The 18013-nt window shown below is 70.5% G+C and carries 16 protein-coding genes and 1 tRNA gene; 7 read left to right on the top strand and 10 right to left on the bottom strand.

Going from position 1 to position 18013, the window contains the following annotated elements; genetic code table 11:
• Window positions 1–157: 157 nt before the first annotated feature.
• Entirely contained in the window at window positions 158–2230 is a 2073-nt protein-coding gene (locus AC1PK7_RS08605) for a GGDEF/EAL domain-containing response regulator (protein ID WP_010342980.1), read from the top strand.
• Window positions 2231–2315: 85 nt separating this feature from the next.
• Here the strand turns inward: AC1PK7_RS08605 and htpX are convergent, their stop codons facing one another.
• Entirely contained in the window at window positions 2316–3200 is an 885-nt protein-coding gene (gene htpX / locus AC1PK7_RS08600; protein WP_010342979.1) for a protease HtpX, read from the bottom strand.
• A 104-nt stretch (window positions 3201–3304) separates the two neighbouring features.
• Here htpX and gluQRS point away from each other — a divergent pair, with 104 nt between their 5' ends.
• From gluQRS to phaR, 3 genes are all read left to right on the top strand, one after another.
• The gene (gene gluQRS, locus AC1PK7_RS08595) at window positions 3305–4231 is read left to right on the top strand and encodes a tRNA glutamyl-Q(34) synthetase GluQRS (protein ID WP_481100494.1); all 927 of its coding nucleotides are present in this window, start codon (window positions 3305–3307) and stop codon (window positions 4229–4231) included.
• 60 nt (window positions 4232–4291) lie between these two features.
• Window positions 4292–5032 (top strand): acetoacetyl-CoA reductase, encoded by a 741-nt coding sequence (gene phbB, locus AC1PK7_RS08590; protein ID WP_481100493.1) that lies wholly within the window; start codon window positions 4292–4294, stop codon window positions 5030–5032.
• 207 nt (window positions 5033–5239) lie between these two features.
• Window positions 5240–5752 (top strand): polyhydroxyalkanoate synthesis repressor PhaR, encoded by a 513-nt coding sequence (phaR, locus tag AC1PK7_RS08585; RefSeq protein ID WP_481100492.1) that lies wholly within the window; start codon window positions 5240–5242, stop codon window positions 5750–5752.
• A 160-nt stretch (window positions 5753–5912) separates the two neighbouring features.
• Here the strand turns inward: phaR and AC1PK7_RS08580 are convergent, their stop codons facing one another.
• The 6 genes from AC1PK7_RS08580 to AC1PK7_RS08555 all read right to left on the bottom strand — a co-directional run bounded on the left by AC1PK7_RS08580 (window position 5913) and on the right by AC1PK7_RS08555 (window position 13478).
• Window positions 5913–6890 carry a TraB/GumN family protein gene (locus AC1PK7_RS08580; protein ID WP_481100491.1) on the bottom strand — a complete coding sequence of 326 codons (978 nt, stop codon included), beginning with the start codon at window positions 6888–6890 and terminating at the stop codon, window positions 5913–5915.
• Window positions 6891–6903: 13 nt separating this feature from the next.
• Window positions 6904–7833, bottom strand: a complete 930-nt coding sequence (locus AC1PK7_RS08575) for a DUF1684 domain-containing protein (RefSeq protein WP_481100490.1) — start codon at window positions 7831–7833, stop codon at window positions 6904–6906.
• The gene (mutL, locus tag AC1PK7_RS08570) at window positions 7833–9728 is read right to left on the bottom strand and encodes a DNA mismatch repair endonuclease MutL (RefSeq protein WP_481100489.1); all 1896 of its coding nucleotides are present in this window, start codon (window positions 9726–9728) and stop codon (window positions 7833–7835) included. Before mutL ends, AC1PK7_RS08575 begins: the two co-directional genes overlap by 1 nt.
• Window positions 9729–9862: 134 nt before the next feature.
• On the bottom strand, window positions 9863–11431 hold the full coding sequence (locus tag AC1PK7_RS08565) for an N-acetylmuramoyl-L-alanine amidase (protein WP_481100488.1): 1569 nt from the start codon (window positions 11429–11431) through the stop codon (window positions 9863–9865).
• An 80-nt stretch (window positions 11432–11511) separates the two neighbouring features.
• Window positions 11512–11994, bottom strand: a complete 483-nt coding sequence (gene tsaE / locus AC1PK7_RS08560; protein WP_481100487.1) for a tRNA (adenosine(37)-N6)-threonylcarbamoyltransferase complex ATPase subunit type 1 TsaE — start codon at window positions 11992–11994, stop codon at window positions 11512–11514.
• Entirely contained in the window at window positions 11991–13478 is a 1488-nt protein-coding gene (locus AC1PK7_RS08555; protein WP_481100486.1) for an NAD(P)H-hydrate dehydratase, read from the bottom strand. Before AC1PK7_RS08555 ends, tsaE begins: the two co-directional genes overlap by 4 nt.
• 23 nt (window positions 13479–13501) lie before the next feature.
• On the opposite strand from AC1PK7_RS08555, the gene queG reads away from it, so the two are divergent.
• The 3 genes from queG to AC1PK7_RS08540 are packed head-to-tail and all read left to right on the top strand — an operon-like array spanning window position 13502 to window position 16390.
• The gene (queG, locus tag AC1PK7_RS08550; RefSeq protein WP_481100485.1) at window positions 13502–14608 is read left to right on the top strand and encodes a tRNA epoxyqueuosine(34) reductase QueG; all 1107 of its coding nucleotides are present in this window, start codon (window positions 13502–13504) and stop codon (window positions 14606–14608) included.
• A gap of 26 nt (window positions 14609–14634) precedes the next feature.
• Complete coding sequence (xseA, locus tag AC1PK7_RS08545) at window positions 14635–15975, top strand: exodeoxyribonuclease VII large subunit (RefSeq protein ID WP_481100484.1); 1341 nt, start codon at window positions 14635–14637, stop codon at window positions 15973–15975.
• A gap of 28 nt (window positions 15976–16003) precedes the next feature.
• The gene (locus AC1PK7_RS08540; RefSeq protein ID WP_481100483.1) at window positions 16004–16390 is read left to right on the top strand and encodes a hypothetical protein; all 387 of its coding nucleotides are present in this window, start codon (window positions 16004–16006) and stop codon (window positions 16388–16390) included.
• Window positions 16391–16471: 81 nt separating this feature from the next.
• On the opposite strand, the gene AC1PK7_RS08535 is transcribed toward AC1PK7_RS08540, so the two are convergent.
• The 3 genes from AC1PK7_RS08535 to AC1PK7_RS08525 form a co-directional block, all read right to left on the bottom strand.
• Window positions 16472–17017 (bottom strand): lipocalin family protein, encoded by a 546-nt coding sequence (locus AC1PK7_RS08535; protein ID WP_481100482.1) that lies wholly within the window; start codon window positions 17015–17017, stop codon window positions 16472–16474.
• A gap of 96 nt (window positions 17018–17113) precedes the next feature.
• Window positions 17114–17392 carry a hypothetical protein gene (locus tag AC1PK7_RS08530; protein WP_481100481.1) on the bottom strand — a complete coding sequence of 93 codons (279 nt, stop codon included), beginning with the start codon at window positions 17390–17392 and terminating at the stop codon, window positions 17114–17116.
• A gap of 314 nt (window positions 17393–17706) precedes the next feature.
• Window positions 17707–17782 (bottom strand) — tRNA-Phe (locus AC1PK7_RS08525).
• Window positions 17783–18013: the final 231 nt, after the last annotated feature.

Below are 18013 nucleotides of genomic sequence, written 5' to 3'. Positions count from 1 at the left end.
AAGGCCGACCAAGATGAGGGGAGTAGGCCTCGGCGAATCCCCAATCACGAATCTCCAATCCCCGCTTCACCGCCAATCCCCAATCCCGAATCCCCGCCCCTCATCCATGGACGCGACAGCGGGCATCGTGTATTAAACCCCGTCCCCGGGAGGCTTCATGCACACAGGCAAAGACATCACCCTCCGCCTGATGATCGTCGACGACAGCGGCGAAGACGCTGAGGCGATCGTCAGCAGCCTGCGCAACAGCGGCATCGCGGTGCGTCCGTCGCGGCCGCAGCACGCCGAGGAGTTGTCGGCGATGCTGGCCGCGCAGCCGATCGACCTGGTGCTCAGCGCGCAGGCCCAGTCGATCCCCCTGCCGCAGGTGCTGCAGCGGGTCGCGGCCAGCGGCAAGGACATTCCGGTCATCGTGCTGGCCGAGCGCATCGACGAGAACGAATGGCTGGAGGCCGTGGCCGGTGGCGCACGCGCGATCGCGCTGCGGCAGCGCCCCGAGCACCTGCTGGCGGTGGTCCGCACCACCTGGGCCGATCTGCAGGCGCGGCGCGGGCTGCGCCGGATCGAGGCGCAGATGCGCGAGACCGAGCGCCGCTGCGATGCGCTGATCGCCTCCTCGCGCGATCCGATCGCCTACATCCACGAAGGCATGCACATCCGCGCCAACGACGCCTACCTGGAGATGTTCGGGTTCTCATCGTTCGACGACGTCGAAGGCGTGTCGCTGCTGGACATGGTCGCCCCGCAGCACGTGGAAGGCTTCAAGCAGGTGCTTAAGTCGTTGAGCAAGGGCGAGCCGCCGCCGGCGCAGTACCAGGTGGACGCGCGCACCCTGGAAGGCGACAGCTTTCCGGCGACGATGGAATTCGCCACCGCCAGCTACGAGGGCGAGGCCTGCGTGCAGGTGGTGTTCCGCCGCCGCGAGGAGTTCGACCCGGAACTGGCGCGCGAGGTCGAGGACCTGCGCCAGCGCGACCAGGTCACCGGCCTGCTCAACCGCCCCACCTTCATGCTGGCGCTGGAAACCGCCGTGGCCCAGGTCGGCCGCGGCGAGGGCCAGTACGGCTTCCTGCTGGTCGAGCCGGATCATTACGCGCGGCTGTTGGCCGACATCGGCCTGGATTCGGCCGACGCGCTGGTCGCAGCATTGGCCCAGCACCTGGCCGCGGCCATCGACGGCGACGTACAGGCGGCGCGCTTCGGCGAGCACAACTTCGCGCTGCTGCTGGAAGGCGACTACGCGCGTACCGCGGCGCTGGCCGAGCGCCTGCTGCAGGCCTACGCCAGCCATGTGTTCAGCGTCGGCGAGCGCTCGGCCACGGTCACCGTCAGCATCGGCGGCGTGCAGATCGGCGAGAAGATCGCCAGCGTCGGCCAGGTCCTGGCGCGCGCCAGCGAGAACGTGCAGGCGACCGTGGAGCTGGGCGGCAACGCCTGCAAGATCTTCGACCCGGGCGCGGCCGATCGCCTCGAGGAGGAGCGCGTGCAGCGCTGGGTGCAGCACCTGCGCGAGGCCCTGGCCGGCGACGGCTTCCTGCTGCACTACCAGCCGGTGCTGAACCTGCAGGGCGATCAGCACGAGCTGTACGAGGCCTACCTGCGCCTGGAGCGCAACGACGAGTTGATCGGCCCGTCGACCTTCCTCGGCATCGCCGCCGAGCATGGCCTGACGGCCGAGATCGACCGCTGGGTGGTCTCTCGTGCGATCGCCGTGATCGGCGAACGCCAGCGTGCCGGCCACGCCACCAGCCTGCTGGTCAAGGTCAGCCCGGAGGCCTTCGCCGACACGCAGATGGTCGACCTGATCCGGCGCGAACTGGCGACGCACGGCGTGCCCGGCGACCGCCTGTGGCTGCAGACGCCGGAAGCCAAGGTGTTCACCCATCTGCGCAACGCCCAGCAATTCCTCGCCGACGCCACCGCCCTGGACTGCAAGGTCGGGCTGGAACAGTTCGGTTCCGGCCTAGATTCGTTCCAGCTCCTGGCGCACTTCCAGCCCTCGTTCCTGAAGCTGGACCGCGGCTTCACCCAGGACCTGACCCAGACCCGCGAACACCAGGACAAGATCCGCGAGATCACTGGGCGCGCGCAGTCTGCCGGCATCCGCACCATCGCCGAGTTCGTCTCCGACGCCACCTCGATGAGCCTGCTGTTCAGTGCCGGCGTCGATTACGTGCAGGGCGAGTTCGTCGGCCTGGCGGCGCCGGGAATGAACTTCGATTTTGCCTGAGGGGCCGGGATTGGGGATTCGGGATTGGGGATTGGCAAAAGCCGCTACAGGCGCAGGCATTTGCCTGCGCCTGTAGCGGTCGACCTCAACTCACTGTCGCGTTGACGTGCGAGGCGCGCAGGGTGGCGATGCGCTCGGCCAGCGGCGGGTGACTCATGAACAGCTTGCGCAGGCCCTGGCCCAGGCCGCCGGCGATGCCGAACGCCTGCACCTGCGACGGCAGCGTGCTCTGGCCGTGGTTGAGCTCCAGGCGCTGCAGCGCGGCGATCATCTTGGCGCGGCCGGCCAGGCTGGCGCCGCCGGCGTCGGCGCGGAACTCGCGGTAGCGCGAGAACCACATCGCGATCATCGTCGCGAACAGGCCGAACACCAGTTCCAGCACCATCACGATCGCGTAGTAGGCCAGGCCGCGACGGCCGTCGCGGTTGCCCGACAGGTAGCTGTCGACCACGCCGCCGACCACGCGCGCCAGCACGATCACGAAGGTGTTGAGCACGCCCTGCAGCAGCGCCATGGTCACCATGTCGCCGTTGGCGATGTGGCTGATCTCATGGCCCAGCACCGCCTCGGCCTCGTCCTCGGTCATGTTCTGCAGCAGGCCGGTGGAGACCGCGACCAGGGCGTTGTTGCGGTTGGCGCCGGTGGCGAAGGCGTTGATTTCCGGGCCGTCGTACACGGCGACCTCGGGCATGCCGATGCCGGCGGCCTGCGCCTGGCGCTGCACGGTCTGCAGCAGCCAGCGCTCGGTGTGGTTGCGCGGCTCGGTGATGACCTGCGCGCCGGTGGCGCGCTTGGCCATGAACTTGGACAGCAGCAGCGACACCAGCGAGCCGCCGAAGCCGAAGATCGCGGCCATCACCAGCAGGCCGCCCATCTGGTTGGGGTTGACCCCGAACACGGACATGACAATGCCGGCCAGGACCAGCACCGCCAGGTTGGTGATGAGGAACAGGACGATGCGATTGAACATGTGAGCGTGGGCTCCGCACTGATTAAATGGTCGGGATTGGCTCGAATCTGCGGTGTTGGCCGCTTGAATTCAAGCGCATACCTGACCGAGGATTCAGCTTGTCCATGTCTCCGCCCCCCTACCGCGGCCGCTTTGCGCCCTCGCCCACCGGCCCGCTGCACTTGGGATCCCTGCTCGCCGCCTTCGGCAGCTGGCTGTTGGCGCGCCACGCCGGCGGACAATGGCTGCTGCGCATCGAGGACGTGGACCGCCCGCGCAGCGTGCCCGGCGCCGCCGAGCGGCAACTGGCCAGCCTGCGCGCATGCGGCCTGGAGGCCGACGTCCCGGTGCTGCGGCAGAGCGAGCGCGACCCGGTCTACCGCGAGGCGGCGCAGCGACTGCTGCAGGTCGGCCTGGCCTTTTCCTGCAGTTGCAGCCGCAGCGACCTGGCGGCGCAAGGCGGCGTGCACCATGCCTGCGTGGCGACCCAGGTCCGCGCGCACCCGGCGCTGCGCCTGCGCGTGCCGCCCGGCGCGGCCAGCGTGGTCGCCTTCGACGACGGCGTCCGCGGCCGGCTGCGCCAGGACGTCTACAGCGAGGTCGGCGATGTGGTGCTGCTGCGCGCCGACGGCTGCTGGGCCTACCAACTGGCGGTGGTGGTCGACGATGCTGCGCAAGGCATCACCGACGTGGTGCGCGGCGCCGACCTGCTCGATTCCACGCCGCGACAGATCCTGCTGCAGCGCGCGCTGGGCCTGCCGACCCCGCGCTACCTGCACCTGCCGCTGCTGCTCGGCACCGACGGCCGCAAGCTGTCCAAATCGCATGCCGCGCTGCCTCTGGACGACGCCGACCCACTGCCGGCGCTGCGCCTGGCCTGGGCGACGTTGGGCCAGCCGCCGGCCGCGCTGGCAGGCGCCGGATCGGTACGGACGCTGCTGGACTGCGCGCTGCGCAGCTTCGACCCGGCACGGCTGCCGGCGCAGGACCGACGCGTGGACGCCGCAGCGCCGGCCGCGCCCGCTATCCCCAGCGACATCAAGGCTGACTAGAATCGCACCCTGGGCCGCGCCGCGGCCGCCCTCCTTCTTTCTCTATCCGGAGCGACATCCATGACATCACGCGTTGCGCTGGTCACCGGCGGCACCGGCGGCATCGGAACCGCGATCTGCGAGCGGCTGGCCGCGCAGGGCCACCGCGTGGCCAGCAACTACCGCGACGAGGCCAAGGCCCTGGCCTGGCAGCAGCGCATGCGCGAGCGTGGTCACGAGGTCGCCATCGTCCCCGGCGACGTCGCCTCGCCCGAACACGCGCAGACCCTGGTGCGCGAGGTCGAACGCCAGCTCGGCCCGGTCGAGATCCTGGTCAACAACGCCGGCATCACCCGCGACACCACCTTCCACAAGATGACCGCCGAGCAGTGGCACGAGGTCATCAACACCAACCTCAACTCGGTGTTCAACGTCACCCGCCCGGTGATCGAGGGCATGCGCCAGAAGCGCTGGGGGCGGGTCATCCAGATCAGCTCGATCAACGGCCTTAAGGGCCAGTACGGCCAGGCCAACTATGCCGCGGCCAAGGCCGGCATGCATGGCTTCACCATTTCCCTGGCGCGCGAGAACGCCAGCTACGGCATCACCGTCAACACGGTCTCGCCCGGCTATGTCGCCACCGACATGGTGATGGCGGTGCCGGAGGAAGTCCGCGCCAAGATCGCCGCCGACATTCCCACCGGGCGTCTCGGCAAGCCGGAGGAGATCGCCTACGCCGTGGCGTTCCTGGTGGCCGAGGAAGCGGCGTGGATCACCGGTTCGAACCTGGACATCAACGGCGGCCACCACATGGGGTGGTGAGCGGCTGAATCGCTCAGGCGGCGGCTTTCGCGCGAGGTAACGCTATCCCGCATTGGCCACCACGGCGGCCTGCGGACGTTTGCTGCGCTGCGAATGCTGCGCAGCATGATCTTTTTGCTGCACCCGCGTGTTCAGGTACTTTCGGCGGTTGCAAGCCCTGCTGCGCTGCGCCATGCTGCGCGCCTACCGTCACAGAGCGATCGCTTCATGGCTGAGATTCGCATCATCAAGAAGTATCCCAATCGCCGCCTCTACGACACAGAGATCTCCAGTTACATCACCATCGAAGACGTTCGTCAGTTGATCATCGACGGCGAGGAATTCGAAGTCCGCGACGCCAAGACCGGCGAAGACCTCAGCCGCGCAGTGCTGCTGCAGATCATCGCCGACCAGGAACAGGACGGCGAACCGATGCTGTCCACGCAGTTGCTCAGCCAGATCATCCGCTTCTATGGCGACTCGCTGCAGGGCTTCATGGGCAACTACCTGGAGCGCAGCATGCAGGTGTTCCTCGACCAGCAGCAGCAATTCCGCCAGCAGATGGGCAACCTGCTGGGGCAGACCCCGTGGACCATGATGAACCAGCTCACCGAGCGCAACCTGGAACTGTGGCAGGAGTTCCAGCGCAACCTCGGCGCCGGCTTCGGCCGCCCGGCCGCCGGCACCGGCAAGCCCGCCGAACCGCCGGCGGGTGCCGCGCCGAAGTCGCGTCCGCGCTAAGGATTGCGACCGGGTGGGTTCGGCGGGCGCTTCGCGCCCCTACCCTCACCCCAACCCCTCTCCCGACGGGAGAGGGGCTCTGGCCTCTCCCTTCTCCCCTCGGGAGAAGGTGCCCCGCAGGGGCGGATGAGGGTACGGGGCGAAGCCTCGCAGGCGTGTGTCAGCGCGACTTTGCCGGCTTGCAACTCGCGCATACCCGCTCGACCTTGTAGCCGCGCGCACGCAGGCCATCGACCACGCCGTCCGGACCGAGCAGGTGCAGCGCACCGACCACCACCAGGGTGTCGCCGCCACCGTCCTTCAGGCGCTGCTCCAGGCGCGGCAGCCAGGCCTGGTTGCGCTCCACGTCGATGCGCTGGTACAGCCGCGGGTAGTCGCGCTTCATCTGCGCACCGATCTCCTGCCACAACTGGCGCTCGTCGCCGCGACGCCAGGCGTCGTGCAGGCGCAGGGTCTGCGCCGCGCCCTGCTCGGCGTCGTCGAGCGCCTCGGTCAGCATCTGCTTCTGCTCCACCGGGTCCATGCCGTCGAGCAGGTCGATTTGCGCCTGCGCGGTCTCCAGGCCCTCGGCGGTCTTGCCGTCCTGCAGGGCCAGGGTCATGAAGTGGCGGTCCAGCCCGGCATCGGCCTGCAGGCCCTGCGCCTTCATGTCGGCGATGCTGATGCTGAGGCCGACGAACCACGGTTCGAAGCCGCTCATCTGCGCCAGCGGCAGGCCATGGCCGGCGGCATAGCGGCGCAGCCGGTCCCACGTCGCCGGGTCCAGGTCGTCCTGCAGCCGCTTGCCGTCGTGGCGCTGCGCCGCCTGCAGCATCTGCGCGCCCAGTTGCGGCGCGTCCACGTCCTTCGGCGCCAGTTCGAACAGCAACCGTGGCGACGCCGCATAGGCCGCATCGACCTCGCGCGCCAGCGGATAGTCGTCGGCCTTGAGCATGTGGAACGAGCCCAGCAGGTACAGCGTGCCGCGCGGCCCGCTGACCTTCCACAACAGCGGCGTCGGCGGCGCCGCCGCGGGCGCAGCAGCAGGGGCGACCGGCGTCGCGGCCACCGGCGGCGGCGTGCGGGCCAGTGCCGGCAGGGCCAGGCACAACGACAGCCCCAGCAGCAGGCGGCGCAACAGGCGCGGGAATGGAGTCATCGGCATCCTCGGTTCAATGGGCAGCGGCGTACGCCTTCTCGCCGGCGTCCACCGCCAGGTCGAGGCGGTTCTCCGGCGGCGGCAGCGGGCAGGTGGCGAAGGGCGTGAATGCGCACGGCGGGTCGTAGGCGCGGTTGAAATCCAGCACCACGCTGCCGTCCGCTGCCGGGGCGTCCACGTCCAGGAAGCGTCCGGCCGGATAACTGCCGCGGCCGCTGGTGCGGTCGGCGAACACCACGAACAGCGGCTGGCCGGGCTCGCCGATCGCCTGCAGGCGGTAGCGCTTGCCGCCGCGCTCGAACTCCAGCGCGCCGGGATTGGGCGATGGCGTGGTGACGCCGATGATGTCGACGATGGGCAGGGTCGTGCCCGGCGGATTGGGCACGAAACGCCCACGCACGCGCCAGGATTCGGCCAGCGGCCAGTACGGCACGCCGGTGAAGCTGCGCCGGGTCGGCGCATCGGCGTGCTTGACCCGCAGCGCGTAGCGGCCGCCGCGTTCGATCAGGCTGAGCTTGCCCTTGCCGTCGTCGAAGTCGATCACCGTCGGCTGCGGGTCGTGATCGCTGTACAGGCGGATGCGCCCCTGCACCGGCGCACCGGCGACGCTGAGGGCGGCGCCACGCTCGGGCGTCAGGTACACCTCGCGCTGCACCTGCGACACCAGGGCCATCCGCGCCGGCCCGACCGCCAGGCGGATGCCGCTGTCCGGGCCGCTGCCGAGGTAATGCTCCTTCAGTTCCAGCCAGTGCAGGCCGACCAGGCTGGTCCAGCCATCCGGCGCCTGCAGTTCGCGCTGGCGCTGCGCGCGCCAGGCCTGTTCGTCGGCCACGAAGCGCGCGTCCATCGCCTTCGGCGCGGCCGGTGTCGTCGCCTGCTTGCCGCATCCGCCCAAGGCGACGAGCGCCGCCAGCAGCGCCATCATCCACACTCGCTTGTCCATCACCGCCCCCGCAGGAACCAACGATCGATCTCGCCCAGGGTGAACCGCGCCCAGGTCGGGCGCCCATGATTGCATTGTCCGGAGCGCTCGGTGGCCTCCATGTCGCGCAGCAAGGCGTTCATTTCCGGCACGGTGAGGCGACGGTTGGCGCGCACCGCGCCGTGGCAGGCCATGGTCGACAGCAGCGCGTCGCGCGCGCCGGCGATGCGACCGCTGTGGCCGTGTTCGCGCAGGTCGGTGAGCACGTCGCGCAGCAAGGCCTCCGGCTCGGCCTGCGCCAGCAGCGCCGGAATGCTGCGCACGTGCAGCGACTGCGGTCCGCTGCGGGTGATCTCGAAGCCGAGCGCGGCCAGCGTCTCCGCCTCGCGCTCGGCGGTATCGGCATCGCGTTCGCCGACCGCCAGGGTGATCGGCACCAGCAGCGGCTGCGCATGCAGGCCGATGCCGTCGTGCGCGGTCTTCAGGCGCTCGTAGCCGATGCGTTCGTGCGCCGCGTGCATGTCGACCACGATCAGGCCATCGGCGTTCTCGGCCAGGATGTAGATGCCGTGCAACTGCGCGACGGCATAGCCGAGCGGCGGCACGCCGCTGTCGGCGGCGGTCGGCGGCAGGCCGCCGGCCGGGTCCTGGGTCTGCCGCGGCAGGCTGGCGGCACTGCCCGCCTCCGCGGCAGGCGCGTACAGCGCCGCATACGCCGCCGGCGCCTCTTCCACGCGCAAGCCCAGCGGCGATTGCGCCGGGCGCCACTGCGCGCCGTAACCGTAGCCCTGCCCGCCACCACCACCACCACCACCACCACCGACACCGCCGCCGTTCGGCGCGCCTGCGCCCGCCCAGGCCACAGCACCTGCGGCTGGTGTCGGCAGCACCGCGTCGGCGCCGATCGTGCCGGGCAGGCTGCCAGCGCGGGTCTGCGCCAGCGCGTCCTGCAGCGTGCGATAGACGAAGTCGTGGATCAGCCGCGCGTCGCGGAAGCGCACCTCGTGCTTGGCCGGATGCACGTTGACGTCGACCCGCGCCGGCTCCAGTTCCAGGAACAGCACATAGGCCGGCTGCCGCCCATGGAACAGCACGTCGCCGTAGGCCATCTTCACCGCGTGGGCGACACTGCGATCGCGCACCGAGCGGCCGTTGACGTAGAGGTATTGCTGATCGGCACTGGCGCGCGAGTAATGCGGCTGCGCGATCCAGCCATGCAGGCGCAGGCCGGCACCGCTGTGGTCCACGCGCAGCGCCTGCCGTGCGAAGTCCTCGCCCAGGGTCTCGCCCAGGCGCGCATCCGAGTACAGGTCGCCCGGCTTGTAGCGCCGCGACGGCTTGCCGTTGTGCGAGACGCGCAGTTCCACGTCCGGACGCGCCAGCGCCAGCGAACGCAGCCATTCCTCGATGTGGCCCAGTTCGGTGCGCTCGGCACGCAGGAACTTGCGCCGCGCCGGCACGTTGTAGAACAGCTCGCGGACCTCGACCAGGGTGCCTTGCGGCAGCGCGCGCGGCTGCACCTCGCCGACCTTGCCCCCTTCGACCTGCAGGGCCGCGCCGTGCGCGTCGCCGGCACGGCGCGAGGCCAGGGTGAAGCGGCTGACCGAGGCGATCGACGGCAGCGCTTCGCCACGGAAGCCGAGCGTGCCCACCGACTCCAGGTCGTCCAGCGAGGCGATCTTGCTGGTCGCATGCCGCGACACCGCCAGCGGCAGTTCGTCGGGGGCGATGCCGCCGCCGTCGTCGCGGATGCGGATCAGGCGCACGCCGCCCTCTTCCAGATCGATGTCGACGCGGTGCGCGCCGGCATCGAGCGCGTTCTCCACCAGTTCCTTGACCACCGAGGCCGGCCGCTCGACCACTTCGCCGGCGGCGATCTGGTTGATCAGGATCTCGGGCAGCTGCCGGATGCTCATGCCGTCTTCGCTCCATGCACGCGCACGCATGCACCGGGTTTGGCGACGGGAGGGAAACGACAGCAGGCAAAGAACATCGGCACGGCTCGCGGCGCGGACGCCGTCATCGAGGATCAGCCGTTAATGATAGCGCCTCAGCGGCTGCCGCCGGCCACGGTGCTGGCCGCTTCGGCCTCGGCCTGCGCGCGCGCGGCGAACAGCGTGCCCGGCGGCGGCTGCCGGGTGAAGAAGGTGCTGACGCCATCGAGCACGGCGCCGGCGATGCGGCGCTGGTAGGCCGGATCGGTCAGCCGGCGTTCTTCGTCTGGGTTGGAGATGAACGCGGTCTCGACCAGCATCGCCGGCATGTCCGAGGTGCGCAGCACCGCGAAGTTGGCGCGCTCGATCTCGGGCTTGTGGTTGTTGCCGATCCGCTTCAGCCCACCCAGCACATGCCCGGCCGCGTCTTCGGAGGCCTTCATATGCCCACTCTGGGCCAGGTCCAATAACACGTTGGCCAGGGTGCTGTCGGTCTTCTGCAGGCGCACGCCGCCGATCAGGTCGGCGGCGTTTTCCTTGTCCGCCAGCCAGCGCGCGCGCTGCGAGGACGCGCCCTTGGTCGACAGCACATACACCGAGGAGCCGGTGGCGCTGCGGTTCTCGGCCGCGTCGGCATGGATCGAGATGAAGATGTCGGCCTTGGCGGCACGCGCCTTCTGCGCACGCATCGGCAGGGGAATGAACACGTCCGTGGTGCGGGTCATGTACGCCTTCATGCCCGGCGTGGCGTTGATCTGGCGCGCCAGCTCACGACCGATCGCCAGGGTCACGTCCTTCTCGTGCTTGCCGCTGGGGCCGCTCGCGCCCGGGTCCTGGCCACCGTGGCCGGGATCGATGGCCACGATCAGCGGCCGCATGCCCGGCGCCATCTTCACTCGCGCCGCGGCGCTCGGCATCACCGGGCGCGCTTCGGCGGCCGCGGCCACCGCCGCATCGTCGTCCGCGTCGTCACGCTCGGAGGGCGCGTTCGCCGGCGGCGCGACTGGCGCGGGCGCGGGCGACGGCACGCTGCCAGGCGCAGGATGGCCGGGCGCCGCCGCAGCAACACTCGGCGCAGATGCAACGACGGTGGGCGTGGGCGTGGGCGCGGCGGGCGGCGGCACCGGCGCCGGCTGGTTGGCACGCTGCACCACCGACGAGGTCAGTGCCGCGGTCGCGCGTGCGGCTTCGGCGCGCGCATCCACCGCTGGCTTAGGCGTCGGGACGGGCGCAGGCTGCGGTACCGGGGCCGCCGGCACGTCGCCCGCCACCGTTTTGCCCGCCGGCGCCTCGCCCGGCCACTCGATCACCAGGACCGAACTGCCGCCGATGGTCTGCATCTGCGGTTTGAACGCCACCACCTGGCTACTCAGGTCGAAGACGATGCGCAAGGTGCCCGGCACCGGATGCCCGGTACGCACCGCGCTCACCACCCCGCCGCCGGCCGGCAGCTTCAGGCCTTTGGCAGCGGAGGAATCGGGAAGATCGACGACCAGGCGGTTGGGGTTGGCCAACGACAGCGTGCTGAAGCCACCGCTGCCCTGCAGACGGATCTCGGCGCGGGTGCCGGTGGCGCCGTTGTCGAGCGACACCGACTGCACCTGCCCGGCAAACGCCGTCTGCACCGCCAGGCACCAGCCTGCGGCAGCGGCGAAACTGGCGAAAAAACGGGTCCCCGGGCGCATAACGCGATTCAAACATCGCCGGGAGCCAAAGGCAAGCGGTTTTCCCTTAATAATCCATAACCTGCCTTCACTTTCTAGCGTCAGCCGGCAAAAAGTCCCTGCAAGTCGGCCTGTCCGCCCACCCGGGCCAGCCAGGCGGTGCCCGCCTCGGTGCGCGCCTGCAGGGCGACGCTGCGCCCGTCGCCTCGCACTGCCAGCCGCACGTCCAGATCGGCCGGGGCCAGCACGTCGCCGCCGCGTTCGGGCCACTCCACCAGCCACAGCGTGGCCCCGCCCTCGTCCAACCCCAGGAAATCCAGCTCGCCGGCCGCGCCGATGCGGTACAGATCCAGATGCCAGGCTTCGCCACCGGCCAGCGGGTAGCGCTCCACCAAGGTATAGGTGGGACTGCGGATCGCGCCCTGCACGCCGAGCGCGCGCAGCAGCGCCCGCGCCAGGGTCGATTTGCCGGCGCCCAGATCCCCGTGCAGATGCACCGAGGCCTGCGTCGGGCGGGTCGCGGCCAGCGCGCGACCGAGACGTTCGGTGGCGTCGCTGTCGGGCAGGAACAACGTGAGGCTCATGATTCGGATTCCGGATTGGACAGGCGCCGCAGCGCCGGCAACAGATCGGTCGGCAGCAGCCCGCGCTGGCCCGCGGCAGCCGCGCGATCGCCGGCGCCGGCATGCAGCAGTGCGCCGACGCTGGCCGCCTCGAACGCCGACAGGCCCTGCGCGCGCAGCGCCGCGACCACCCCGGTCAACAGATCGCCCATGCCGCCGACCGCCATGCCCGGATTGCCGGCGGCGATTACCCGCGGCGTCTGCCCCGGCGCGGCGACCAGGCTGCCGGCACCCTTCAGCACCACCGCCGCCTGATAGCGCTCGGCCAAGGCCGCGGCGGCCGCGAAGCGATCGCGTTGCACCTCGGCCGTTGAAATGCCGAGCATGCGCCCGGCCTCGCCCGGATGCGGGGTCAGTACCGCCTGCGGGACGGACCGCGGCGCCTGCGCAAGCAGGTTCAATGCATCGGCGTCCAGGATCATCGCGCGGTTCGAATCGACCAGGACCGTTTGCCACAGCGCCTGCGCCCAATCGTCCTGGCCAAGCCCGGGGCCGAGCGCGACCACACTGGCCTTGTGCAGCAACGCAGCCAGTGCCACTGCATCGTCGATCGCATGCGCCATCGCCTCCGGACAGCGCGCCAGCAGCGGCGCCACGTGCGCGCCACGGGTGGCGACGCTGACCAGGCCGGCGCCGCTGCGCAGGGCCGACTCGGCGCTGAGCATCACCGCCCCGCCGCTGCCGAGGTTGCCGCCGACGCACAGCACATGGCCAGAATCGCCCTTGTGACTGTCCTGCCGGCGCGGCGCCAGACGGCGGCGCAAGGCGCCGACAGTCCAGGCCTGCGCGCGCGGCGCGCAACCGGCGAACGCGGCCGGCGGCACCTCCAGCGTCGCCAGCGCGCGCTCGCCGACATGGTTCAAGGCCGCACCGGTATGCAGGCCGGCATGGGCAACGATGAACTGCAACGTCAGCGACGCCGGCAACACCGCGCCGGGCACGCTGCCGGTTTCGGCGTCCACGCCGCTGGGCACATCGAGCGCCAGCACCGGCGCGCCAAGCCCGCCCAGCGCACCGAGCAGCGCCGCCAGTTCGGCGTCCGGCGCGCGATTGAGGCCGATGCCGAGCAGCGCATCGACCACCACGTCGGCCGGCGCCAGCGCTGCATCGAACTCCTCGATACGGCCGCCGACGCCGATGTAGTCGGTGCAGGCGCGCTGCGCCAGCGGCGACTGCGGACCGCGCCCGGGCAACTGCAGCACGCGCACCTGGCGTCCGGCGCGATGCGCCAGCCGCGCCAGTACGTAGCCATCGCCACCGTTGTTGCCGCTGCCGCAGGCCACCAGGATGCGCTGCGCCTGCGGCCAGCGCTGCAGCAGCGCCTGCCACGCAGCCTGGCCGGCGCGCTGCATCAGCGTGTAGCCGTCGCCGCCCAGCAGCGCGGTGGCCTGCGCATCGATGCGGCGCGCGGCCGCGGTGGCGTAGAGATCGAAGCAGTCGTACATGCACGGGATTCTATACTTGCGCGATGTCCGCCCGCCTCGACATCGCCGATCCCCACGCTGCGGCCACGCGTATCCGCGCGCTGGCGCGCACGTTCGGCTTCCAGCGCTGCGGCATCGCCGGGATCGAGCTGCAGCAGGACGAGGCGCATCTGCGCGACTGGCTGGAACAGGGCCTGTACGGCACGATGCACTGGATGGCCCAGCACGGCGACAAGCGTTCCCGCCCAGCCGAACTCATTCCCGGCACGCTGCGGGTGATCTCGGTGGGCCTGGACTACGGCCGCAACGACGACGATTCGGCCTGGGACACGCTGCACGACGGCGAGCGCGCCTACGTCGCGCGCTATGCGCTGGGCCGCGACTACCACAAGCTGATGCGCACCCGCCTGCAGAAGCTGGCCGAGCGCATCCAGGACGAGATCGGCCCGTTCGGCCACCGCGTGTTCGTCGATTCGGCGCCGGTGCTCGAACGCGCCCTGGCACGCGACGCCGGCCTGGGCTGGATCGGCAAGCACACCTGCCTGATCGACCGCAACGGCGGTTCCTGGTTCTTCCTCGGCGAGATCTACGTCGACCTGCCGCTGCCGATCGACCCACCGGCCAGCGCCCACTGCGGCACCTGCACGCGCTGCATCGACGTCTGCCCGACCCAGGCGATCGTCGCGCCGTACCGGCTCGATGCGCGCCGCTGCATCGCCTACCTCACGATCGAGCACGACGGCGCGATTCCCGAGGAACTGCGCCCGGCGATCGGCAACCGCATCTTCGGCTGCGACGATTGCCAGCTGATCTGCCCCTGGAACAAGTTCGCCAAGCGCAGCGACGAGCCGGACTTCCGCGCGCGCAACGACCTGGACAAGGCGACGCTGGCGCAGTTGTTCGCCTGGGAGGAAGAGGAGTTCCTGCGCCGCACCGAAGGCAGCGCGATCCGCCGCAGCGGCCACGAACGCTGGCTGCGCAATCTCGCCGTAGCGCTGGGCAACGCGCCGACCACGCCACAGGTACTGGCGGCGCTCGGCGCGCGCGCGCAGCATCCCTCGCCGCTGGTGCGCGAGCACGTGCAGTGGGCGCTGGCCCGGCACGCAGCCAAGTCGACGCAGCCGGACGCAGCTGCCGACGTGCGAGGATAGGCGCCCGTACGCCCTGCACTGCCCGCATGTCCGATCGCGCCGACCAGATCCTCAGCCCCAGCCAGCTCAACACGCTGGCCCGCGACCTGTTGGAGAGCGCCTTCCCGTTGGCCTGGGTGGAGGGCGAACTGGGCAATGTCACCCGGCCCTCGTCCGGCCACCTGTACTTCACCCTGAAGGACGCGCGCGCGCAGGTGCGCTGCGCGATGTTCAAGCCCAAGAGCCAATGGCTGCGGTTCGTGCCGCGCGAAGGCCTGCGGGTGCTGGCGCGCGGGCGCCTGACCCTGTACGAAGCGCGCGGCGACTACCAACTGGTGTTGGACCATCTGGAGGAAGCCGGCGAAGGCGCGCTGCGCCGCGCGTTCGAGGAGCTCAAGGCGCGGCTCGCCGCCGAGGGCCTGTTCGCCAGCGAGCGCAAGCGCGCCCTGCCCGGCTTCGTGCGGCGCCTGGCAGTCATCACCTCGCCCAGCGGCGCCGCCGTGCGCGACGTGCTGAGCGTGCTCGGGCGGCGCATGCCGCTGCTGCAGGTGGACATCCTGCCGAGCCTGGTCCAGGGCGACAGCGCCGCGGCGCAGATCGCCACGTTGCTGCGCCAGGCCGACGCCAGCGGCCGCTACGACGCGATCCTGCTGACCCGCGGCGGCGGCTCGCTGGAGGACCTGTGGGCGTTCAACGACGAGCAGCTGGCACGCACGATCGCTGCCGCGGTCACGCCGGTGGTGTCGGCGGTCGGCCACGAGACCGACGTGACCCTGGCCGATTTCGCCGCCGACCTGCGCGCACCCACCCCGTCGGTCGCCGCCGAATTGCTGGTGCCCGACCAGCGCGATCTCGGCGCGCGCCTGCGTGCCCAGCACGCCGCGCTGCTGCGCTGGCAGCAGCACCGGCTGCGGCAAGCGCAGCAACGCGCCGACCGCGCCCTGCTGCGCCTGCAGGCGCAGAGTCCACAAATGCGCCTGCAACTGCTGCAGCGCCGCCAGCACGAGATCGGACGGCGGCTGGCGGCGGTGTGGCGGCAGCAACAAGAACGCCGCCATGCGCAGTTGCGCCATGCCGCCGCGGTGCTGCGCGCCGCACAGCCACAACGGCGGCTGGCGATGCTGCGGGTGCGGCTGCTGGCGCTGGGCCGGCGTCCACAGGCGGCGATGACGCGGCAACTGCAGGCCGATGCGCAGCGCCTGCGCGCGCTGGCGCGCGCCCTGGAGACGGTCAGCCCGCTGGCCACCGTCGCGCGCGGCTACAGCATCCTGACCCGCGTCGACGACGGCAGCGTGGTGCGCTCGGCCGCCCAGGTGGCGCCCGGCGATCGGCTGCGCGCGCGGCTGGCAGACGGCGAACTGCAACTGCGTGCCGAGCGCGAAGCATGATGCCGCTGCCCACCTGGCCCCCACGCGCATGACCGACAGCCTCCACGACGACAGGATCAAGGCGATCCTGCACGGCATGCGCCGCGCCGAACGGCGTCGGGCCGGGCAACGCGCCGGCAACAGCGACCTGTTGTCGCTGATCGACGGCGCTGCCTATGGCGCCCCGGAGGATGCGCAACGGGCACTCGCCTGGCTGGCGCATGACGGCACCCTGGAGCATCTGAACCACGCCGACCTGCACGATGTCGGCGACACCATCTGCGTGGCCTGGAACGGCTGCGGCAGCGATCTGGCGACGCTGTCGCAGTGGTTGCGGGAGATGCGCCTGGCCGACGGCCGCGGCGCCCTGCAGGCGCTGCGCGACGGCGACAGCGCGACACTGCTGGCCACCGCATTGGCGGCGTTTCCCGGCTGAGGCCGATCGACCCAGGCGCCCGTCGCCCCTGCCCCAGAACGTACCGCCTCAGTTGCGCGATGCGCCGCCGATCGGCGCCGCTCACTCCAACGGCGCGACCACCAGCAGCGGGTCGAGGTCGTAGCCCATCGCCATCGCCTTGGCCTTGATCGCCTCGAACACACTCCGCTGCATGCGCGGCGAGCGCGACAGCACCCACAGGTACTTGCGTCCCGGTTCGCCGATCAGCGCCCACTGATAATCCGGATCGAGCGCGATCACCCAGTAGTCGGCCCACACCATCGGCAGCCAGGACAGCCAATCCGGCGCGAAGCGCACCTGCAACCGCCCGGGATGGCCCTCCACTCGCCGTGCCACGCCCTCGGCTGCGAGGGTGGAGCCGTCGGCGGTGCGACAGGCGTTGCGCACGCCGATCTGGCCGTCATCGCGCAGCACATAGGCCGCGGTGACGTCGCCGACGCATTTCTTCTGGAAGGAGACCGGCAGGTGCGCGATCTCGTGCCACTGCCCGGCATAGCGGCCGAGATCGAACGCGGCGACCGAACTGACCGGCTGCGCGGCACGCAGCGGCGGTGCGAGGCACAACAGGCACGCCAGCAACAGCAGCGCGATCGGCGAAAGACGCATGCGCAGGTTCCGATGGACGGGAAACAGCAGCTTATGCAGGAGCTGCGCAGCGAAGTAAAGCGCGGCGCGAGACGCCGGCGGCGATGGCGTGGACGGTCAATGGCTCAGATCGGCCATGGCGCGCTGGTCCGGCTGGCCGGCACATTGCACCGGCTCGCGCAGCACCACGCGCTCGACCACGCCGTCGTGCCGCTGCAGATACGTGTTGACCATGACGCACTCGGCGCCGACCTGCTCGATGTAAGGCGCATCGGCGCCGGGACCGCCCTGCTCGCCCGCATGCTCCCCCTGCTCGGCGGGGGCCGCCATGGCCGCGCCAGCCAGGACCCACAGCAGCGCCACGCCGCTCCATCTCCGTCCGAATCCGCTGGTCATTGGCAGGTCCCCCCGATTGCCCGTGCCTATGATTACGACAGGCAGCGCCATTGATTGAGCGGAAGATCCCGAAAAACCGTGAACTGAGTGCGTTTGTCTACAAACGTGGACACGCTTTCTTCACGCGACATCGTTCCAGGAGGCTGTCATGACAGGCGGCACGCATGCGGAAATCTGCATAGCGCGCAGATCGGCACCTCCCTTAGGCGCAGCGCGGCAGACACGATCCGCCGACCCGCCACGCGGAATGGTTCAACACCGGCGCAAGCCTGAAAAAAGAAAGGCCCTACATCGCTGTAGAGCCTTGATATGAATGGTGGCCGAGGACGGAATCGAACCGCCGACACGGGGATTTTCAATCCCCTGCTCTACCAACTGAGCTACTCGGCCACTGCGCAACGCGGCAGGACCGGTGCGAGGACGCGCATCATAGCGAGGCGATCAGGATTGGGCAAGCGCAATGTTGCAGAATTTTCCTACCCACCGCCGCGGCACGTGCCGACGGCGCCCGAATCCTGCACCGGCGATGCTGAGCGCGTCCTCGGCATCCGGCTGGCGCGCGGCAGGGACGCACGGTGATGGCCGCCGGCCGGATCGCCGAGGACCGCTCAGGGCAGGTGT

The sequence above is a fragment of the Xanthomonas sp. NCPPB 3174 genome (assembly GCF_056725205.1).
The sequence above is the reverse complement of the archived record's forward strand: the minus strand, read 5'-3'. Positions and strand labels throughout refer to the sequence as shown.